Source organism: Polaromonas sp. P1_G2 (assembly GCF_056405515.1).
In genome coordinates this window covers 1-445 of sequence record NZ_JBFUBY010001182.1, presented here as the reverse complement: position 1 = coordinate 445, position 445 = coordinate 1, and the positions used below count along the sequence as shown (strand labels likewise).

1 protein-coding gene is annotated in these 445 nt (G+C 58.2%); it reads right to left on the bottom strand.

Annotated features, from left to right (window positions below; all coding sequences use genetic code 11):
* Window positions 1–212: 212 nt before the first annotated feature.
* Window positions 213–445, bottom strand: a 233-nt coding sequence (locus tag AC1D0P_RS29670) for a hypothetical protein (RefSeq protein WP_477680006.1), incomplete at its 5' end; no start/stop codon positions are given.

Sequence of the window (445 nt, the reverse complement as noted above, 5' to 3'; positions counted from 1 at the left end):
GGTCTGCGCTGCGTCCCTGGGGAACCGAAGCCCAACTATCCATTGCCTGCCATCCCAGTTGTTCGATTCTGTCGGCGCAGTTGAGGCTATTTGGCGAAAGTCGTCCAGGGGTAAGAGCACCTGCCTTCTAAGCAGGTTGTCGCAGGTTCGATTCCTGCAGGGGTCGCTATCTTGCAAATGTCCGCCCACATACCCGCGGACGATCGCGTCGGTCAGGTCAAAGTCCGATTGGGCTGGTTCACGCTGGCCCGCGCATATGTTTCATCTACCAACGAAGAGACAGACTTCAGGATCGCGCTTGCATCCGCGCCGTAGAACCTTGATGCATTGAAGCAGTTGGCTTCCACTATCCCATAGCGCTGTCCGGTCAGGGCGATATCGAGACAGAACACCGGGGCGGGACTCCACAGTTCGGCCGCTTCGAAGGCGAGGTCGATCACGTGAC